The following is a 6996-nucleotide window of genomic DNA, read 5'->3' as shown; positions in this document are numbered from 1 at the left end:
TTGTCACGACCGCCGACTGGATCACTGGCTGGCACCGGGACCGCAACCATCCCCACCACTCCGGCAAGCCGGTCACCCAACTCCTTCAGGAAGCTTGCGAGAGAGGCGGTTCGACGTTTTACGGTACCGGCATGAACCCCGGGCTCAACCAAATCCTCGGCGTGGTGTGTTCCGCCGACGTCGCCGAGATCGAGAACATCATCACCATCGAATCCGTCGACGTATCGTGTCACCACTCGAAAGACACCTGGATCGAGGTCGGCTACGGAACACCGGTTGACGATCCCGAGGTCCCGGCCAAACTCGAGAAATACACCCGCGTCTTCGCCGACAGCGTGCTGATGATGGCCGACTGCTTCGATCTGCAACTCGACGAGGTGCGGTTCAGCTGCGAACTAGGCGCGTGTACAAAGGATGTCGACCTGGGTTGGTACACGCTGCCCAAGGGCTCGCTGGGCGGCAACTACATCAAATATCAGGGCATCGTCGACGGCGTGCCACGAGTGGAAACGCACCTCGAGTGGCAAATGACCCCGTACACCGACCCGAGCTGGGATATCAAGAGCTGCTACATCACTCAGATCAAGGGTGATCCGAACATCTACAACAAACACATGATCTTTCCCAAACCCGGCGTCGACCTCTCCAATCCCGAAGACTTCGCCTCCATCGGCATGACCGTGACCGGTATGCCCACGCTCAACGCCATCGCGTCCGTCGTCGCCGCCCCGCCCGGCCTGCTGACGAGTGCGGACCTGCCGCTGCGCGGATTCGCCGGACGGTTCAAGCTGGACTGACCTGCGCAGTTCACTACAGCGCAACGGCCCGCACAAAGGCGTCGGCAAAAATATCGCAGCTTTCGTCGACGCCGGGCACCGTCGCCTGCGGAACAGCAGCGAGCTCTCGACGCATCATGCAATGCACCACGATCGGGCTCAACAATTGCTGAAGCAACAACGGCCGGGGAATGTCGCGGATGCGCCCGTCAGCCACTTCATTCTCCAACCAGCTCAGCGCATCGGCGAGGCTGCGTAGCGCGCCATAGTCGGCCAAGACCTGTCCGGCCGGTTCCGTCGGACGCGCCAACGCTGCAGCGAGCACAGCCATCAGCACTCGTGGTTCTCGGTTCAAGACCTCGGCGAGCGACCGATAAATCGTCCGCACCGTCTCGTTCAATTCAGGCGAACCAGCGGTGGCGGCTGCGAGATCAACGGTAGGGATGTAGCGGTCATAAACCGCCTCCAGCAACGCGTCCCGGCCACCGAATACGGCATACAGGCTGTGCACGGAACAGTCCGCCTTTGCGGCGACGGCTTCGAAGGTTGCCGCACCGACACCTCTGGAGCTGATCAGCGCCGCCGCGGCCGCTACCGCACGCAACCGGACCGGAGGGCGGCCGCCCGGGTCGACACCAGAATCGCGTACCGCGTCGTCGAGAGCTCTGCGGGAACCGCCAAGCTGGCGCAGCAGAGTGCTTCGCGAAACCCCCAGCGCATGCGCGATGACTGTGACGGGCACGTCGGCCACATCTCGACCCAGACGTTCAGCCGATCCCAGCGCGGATTGGATGACGTCGGCCGGCACGGCGTCCGACCCGCGCGACTTCCGCCTTCGTGACACAGCTATACACCTTCTTTTGAAATATGTGTCGAAAGGTGCTAAACCTGAGACTCGACATTACCCGACGCAGGGAGGTTCTCCGGTTGACGTTGTCGATCGCCGCCGAAGCGCCGGCGGGCATCTGTTGGCCCTACCCCGCCAGGCGGCGTATGACGCTTGGTCAACGCAAGGGCGCGATCACCGGACAATCGAATCGAAGGCGTGATCGTCGTGAGCCGTAGGACGCTGGCGCAACGACTGGGCCGCGTCCTTACGATAGTCACCCGGCAAAGCGGTCACATATCCGAAACATCCTACGGCTCCTGGATTTTGGGTAGCCCGTCGGAAAGTCCCCAGCGTCGGCGGGTACGCCTTCAATTGCTGTTGACGGTGTTCATGTTGTGCGCCAATATGATCGCCATCGGCGTGGCACTGTTGCTGATCGCCGTGGTCATCCCCGAGCCTGACGTCTTCGCTCCCCGCGCACGAGTCATCTCGGTAGTGGTCGCGCCACTGTATATCGGCGCCGCTCTGCTGATCGGCTGGGGTTGGGCGACCAAGCGCATCATCCACGATCTCCGTTGGGCCACCGAAGATCAGCCGCCGACCGCCGACGATCAACGCAACACCTTTCTGGCGCCTTGGCGGCTGACCCTCATTCCCGTCGTGCTCTGGGCGATCGGCACCGCCCTCTTCGCGACCCTCTACGGCCGCATCAACGCCGATTACATCCCAAAGTCTGTCTTCGGCATCAGTTTCAGCGGCATCGTCGTCTCGGCCAGCTGTTACTTCGTCGCCGAATTCGCGTTGCGCCCGGTCGCCGCCCAAGCGCTCGAAGCCGGCCGGCCACCACGACGGCTGGCCCCTGGCGTGATGGGCCGCGCGGTGGCGTCGTGGCTATTGGGATCTGGGGTTCCGGTGATCGGCATCGCTCTGGCTGCGGCATTCACGCTGACGCTGCGCAACATGACGATTGCGCAATTCGGACTTGCGGTGCTGCTGTTGGCTATCGCGGCGTTCGTGTTCGGATTTTTCCTGATCCTGGTGGCCGCCTGGCTCACCGCGACGCCAGTCCGGACGGTGCGGGCTGCGTTGCGCAAGGTCGAGGACGGTGACCTCAGCTGCCAGCTGCAAGTGTTCGACGGCACCGAATTGGGCGAATTGCAGCGCGGTTTCAACGCCATGGTGGAGGGATTGCGGCAGCGGGAACGTGTCCGCGACCTGTTCGGCCGTCACGTCGGACGTGAAGTCGCCGCTGCGGCCGAAGACCAAGAAATCGAACTGGGCGGTGAAGAACGCAACGTCGCAGTCCTCTTCGTCGACATCATCGGCTCTACCGAGCTGGTGTCGGACCGCGCCCCGTCCGAGGTTGTCGAGCTGCTCAATCGGTTCTTCGCCGTGGTGATCGACGAGGTCAATTCGCGCAAGGGCCTGGTCAACAAGTTTGAGGGTGACGCAACGCTGGCGATCTTCGGCGCACCAGTGCGCGCTCAATCACCGGAGACCGATGCGCTGACCGCCGCCCGTGCGATCACGCGGCGGCTCGCCGACGAGGTGCCGGAATGCCCTGCCGGCGTCGGCGTAGCCGCGGGCACGGTGGTAGCGGGCAATGTCGGAGCCTACGAACGATTCGAATACACGGTGATCGGTGACCCGGTCAATGAAGCAGCTCGGCTGAGCGAGCTGGCTAAGTCGAATTCGCCGCATGTGCTGGCCTCCGCGTCAGCGGTGCAGGCCAGTTCTCCCGACGAAAAGCGGTGCTGGGAAGTCGGCGAAGGCGAGGTGCTGCGCGGTCGCAAGGAGCCGACTCAATTGGCGCATCCGCGAGAGTCGTACGAGCGTCAGTAGTGCCGGAACACTGACCGCAGGAGTCGAAGGAGATCTCGTGCTTGACAACAATTTACACTCGGGTGACCGAACGCGGCCCAGTCGCCATGTCCACGTGGCCGTCATCGGAAGTGGTTTTTCCGGGTTGGGCGCGGCCATCCGATTGGACCAATCCGGCCACAAAGACTTCCTGGTCTTCGAGCGCGGCAACGACGTGGGCGGCACCTGGCGCGATAACACCTACCCGGGCGCCGCGTGTGATGTGCCGTCCCATCTGTACTCCTATTCGTTTGCGACAAACCCGGATTGGACCCGCTCGTTTTCCGCCCAACCTGAAATCGAGAACTATCTCCGGCAAGTCGCACGCGACGCCGGGGTCTTAGACCGCCACCTGTTCGGCTGCGAGGTGGCGAAGGCTTGCTGGCAAGACGAGCCGGCCAGGTGGCAGCTGACGACCAAGCACGGCATGTTCACCGCCGATGTCTTGGTAGGGGCGTTCGGCGCGCTCGCCGAGCCGAGACTGCCACCGATCCCCGGCATCGAGAGTTTCACCGGTGAACTCTTCCACTCGGCGCAGTGGAATCACGACGCCGACCTGGCAGGCAAACGTGTCGCAGTCATCGGCACCGGCGCTTCCGGCATTCAGATTGTTCCAGCGATTGCCGACCAGGTCGGACACCTGGATGTCTACCAACGCACCGCGCCCTGGCTACTGCCGCGGCTGGATCGTCCGTTCACGGCGGGTGAGCGGTGGCTTTTTCGCAAGTTGCCTGCTGTGATGCGACTGGCCCGCGCCGGTATCTACCTCGCGCGGGAGACCCAAGTGGTCGGGCTGGCCAAAGCGCCCCGATTCATGCTGCCCTTCGAGTTGATCTCCAAGGGCAAGATTCGACTGGAGATCAGCGATCCGGCCCTGCGCAAGAAGGTAACGCCCAACTTCCGCATCGGTTGCAAGCGCATGCTGATAGCCAACGACTGGTATCCCACACTCGACCGAAGCCACGTCGAACTGGTCACCGACGGCATCGCCGAGATCCGCGGAAACGCCATCTTTGCCGAGGACGGCACTTGTCGTCAGGTCGACGCCATCGTGATTGCGACCGGCTTCCATGTCACCGATTCACCGATGTTCGAGAAGATATGCGGGGCCGACGGACGGAGTCTCACCAAGACCTTCGAGGAGCAGGGCATGCGGGCCTACAAGGGCACCACCATGGTCAATTTTCCCAATATGTTCGTCCTGGTAGGGCCGAATACCGGACTGGGCCACAATTCGATGGTCTACATGATCGAGTCCCAGCTCAACTACCTCGTCGACGGCCTCACTGTCATGAAAGAACGCGGGCTGCGGACCGTGGAGGTCAAACAGGAGGCCCAAGATGCCTACCACGATGAGTTGCAACGTAAACTCGCCGGATCTGTCTGGACTACCGGCGGCTGCGGGAGCTGGTATCTCGATGCCCACGGCAACAACACCACGCTGTGGCCCGACTTCACCTTCCGTTTCCGTCGACAAACCAAACGCTTTGACATGCAGGCCTACACCGTGACCGTCCAGAGACCCCTCCCGGCGGTCCAAACCGTTCAGGTTGACGCGTCATGAGCAGCTTCACCGACAAAGTGGCCGTGATCACCGGCGCCGGCTCTGGAATCGGGCGGGCCCTGTCCATCGCGTTGGGCCGCCGCGGTGCCCGGCTGGCGATTTCCGATATCAATGAAGACGGGCTGACCGACACCGCGGATCAGCTGCAGTCGCTCGGCGCTGCAACGCACGTCCAGCTACTCGACGTCAGCAACCGTAATGCGGTTCGGGCTTACGCGACCATGGTCGTCGAGCACTATGGGGTCGTCCACCAGCTGTACAACAATGCCGGGATCGCCGGTGCATCCGCGACGGTCCAAGAAACCGACTACTCCGCATACGAGCGGATCATCGCGGTGAACCTGTGGGGGGTGATCAACGGCAGCAAGGAGTTTCTTCCTCATCTGATCGCGTCCGGCGACGGACATGTCATCAACGTCTCCAGCCTCAACGGACTCATGGGCCAAGCGTCGATGACGGGCTACTGCTCGACGAAATTCGCGGTTCGCGGATTCAGCGAGTCGTTGAGAGCCGAGATGCTGTTCAACAATCATCCGGTCCGTGTCAGCGTCGTTCACCCCGGCGGCGTCAAAACGAACATCGCGACAGCTGCTCTCGAAGAGGCCGGTGAGACCGGCGACGAACACATCAGGCGAGCCCGCGTCTATAACGAAAAGCTGCTCAGACTGCCCGCTGCGAAGGCAGCGGACATCATCGTCGCCGGGGTCGCCGCTAACAGACCGCGCATCATCGTCGGCAACGATGCCCGACTCGTCGACCTCATGGTGCGCGCCCTGCCGCGTTCCTATCCCAGGCTCAGTGCCTGGTGGTCGCGCCGCGTCTTCAACGGCTGAAGTACGGTGCGTGCCGGGCCGGAACCACAACATGGGCAAATCGCAACTCAGCGCTTGCAGTTTCGCCGTCGGGTCTGGACAGGCCGGTTCCTCTTTGTTATGAAATGCACACCGGGTTGCCTTTAGCAGGTAGGGCAGGTTTTGAGCATAGGGTTTACGGGTGGCGCGGGAGCATACGCCGGTCCGCGGTGCGGCGGGAGCGTGCTGGCCGCGGCGCCGGATGCGCGCCGGTCTTCCGGGATCCGGTGGCTCCTGCGGTTGCCGATCCGACGAAGAATCGGCCAACATGTGTTGATCCGGCAAGTTTGGTCAACACTGTGGCTGCAATCGAGCAGGGCTCGGCCTCCCGACACGGAATCGGCCAGGCCCGGAACGTGGATGACCGCGAGAGGGAAAGGGGTGGATGTGGACACACGATGCTTCAGGAACCGACTGACGGTCGGCGGTATTAGTGCCGCTGCGCTGCCGGTGCTGGCTTGTCTGCTTCCCAGTATGGGAGCGGGCGCCTTCACTGCGTCTGCGGCTGCGGCGCCCTGCCCCGACACAGAGGTGGTATTCGCGCGTGGTACCGGTGAGGCTCCCGGTCCGGGTCCGACCGGAGACGCGTTCATCGACGCGCTGCACGCGCGCGTTGGACCGTTCGCGGTCTACCCGGTGAACTATCCGGCCAGCGACGAGTGGTCCACCGGCGTCGACGGTATTAGAGACGCCGCGACCCATGTAGTTTCCATGGCGAACAACTGCCCGCAGACCAAGATGGTGCTGGGCGGTTACTCGCAAGGCGCGGCCGTCATGGGTTTCGTCACTTCTTCGGCAGTGCCGGACGGTATCGACCCGGCGACCGTACCGAAACCGCTGTCCCCGGATGTGGCCAGCCACGTGGCCGCCGTTGTGCTGTTCGGTACGCCGAACGTTCGGGCGATGAACTTTCTCGGCCAGCCGCCGGTCGTCATCGGCCCGGTGTATCAAGCCAAGACCATCAAGGTGTGCGTGCCGGAAGACCCGGTGTGCTCTGACGGGCTGAACTTCGCCGCCCACGACACCTACGCAACGGACGCCACCTTCATCCAGACCGGGGCAGATTTCGCCGCCAGTCGCCTCGGGCCAACACCCGGTGCGCCGCCGGCCCCCGGC

The 6996-nt window shown here is 63.1% G+C and carries 6 protein-coding genes; 5 read left to right on the top strand and 1 reads right to left on the bottom strand.

Translation table 11 applies throughout. The annotated features are described in order from the left end of the window. Positions 1 to 797: dihydrodipicolinate reductase (locus WA317_RS07615; RefSeq protein WP_425172454.1), on the top strand; the 797-nt coding region annotated here is incomplete at its 5' end. 13 nt (positions 798 to 810) lie between these two features. Here WA317_RS07615 and WA317_RS07610 read toward each other — a convergent pair. Then, complete coding sequence (locus tag WA317_RS07610; protein WP_425172455.1) at positions 811 to 1584, bottom strand: TetR/AcrR family transcriptional regulator; 774 nt, start codon at positions 1582 to 1584, stop codon at positions 811 to 813. Positions 1585 to 1995: 411 nt separating this feature from the next. Between WA317_RS07610 and WA317_RS07605 the strand changes: the two genes are divergently transcribed. The 4 genes from WA317_RS07605 to WA317_RS07590 form a co-directional block, all read left to right on the top strand. Continuing rightward, positions 1996 to 3447: an adenylate/guanylate cyclase domain-containing protein gene (locus tag WA317_RS07605; RefSeq protein ID WP_425172453.1), complete on the top strand. Its 1452-nt coding sequence runs from the start codon at positions 1996 to 1998 to the stop codon at positions 3445 to 3447. A 94-nt stretch (positions 3448 to 3541) separates the two neighbouring features. Then, positions 3542 to 5029: a flavin-containing monooxygenase gene (locus WA317_RS07600; protein WP_425172452.1), complete on the top strand. Its 1488-nt coding sequence runs from the start codon at positions 3542 to 3544 to the stop codon at positions 5027 to 5029. Continuing rightward, positions 5026 to 5862, top strand: coding sequence for an SDR family NAD(P)-dependent oxidoreductase (locus WA317_RS07595; RefSeq protein ID WP_425172451.1), 837 nt, complete (start codon positions 5026 to 5028; stop codon positions 5860 to 5862). Before WA317_RS07600 ends, WA317_RS07595 begins: the two co-directional genes overlap by 4 nt. A gap of 492 nt (positions 5863 to 6354) precedes the next feature. Next, a partial coding sequence (locus WA317_RS07590; RefSeq protein ID WP_425172450.1) for a cutinase family protein occupies positions 6355 to 6996 on the top strand: 642 nt, incomplete at its 3' end.

This window comes from Mycobacterium sp. (assembly GCF_049802695.1).
Lineage (GTDB): Bacteria > Actinomycetota > Actinomycetes > Mycobacteriales > Mycobacteriaceae > Mycobacterium.
This window is presented reverse-complemented; position numbering and strand designations above follow the sequence as displayed.

What these genes read in the sequence shown, in the direction of transcription:
- WA317_RS07605 (WP_425172453.1), top strand. Translation starts at nt 1,996, where the DNA reads ATGTTGTGCGCCAATATGATCGCCATCGGCGTGGCACTGTTGCTGATC.
- WA317_RS07595 (WP_425172451.1), top strand. Translation starts at nt 5,026, where the DNA reads ATGAGCAGCTTCACCGACAAAGTGGCCGTGATCACCGGCGCCGGCTCT.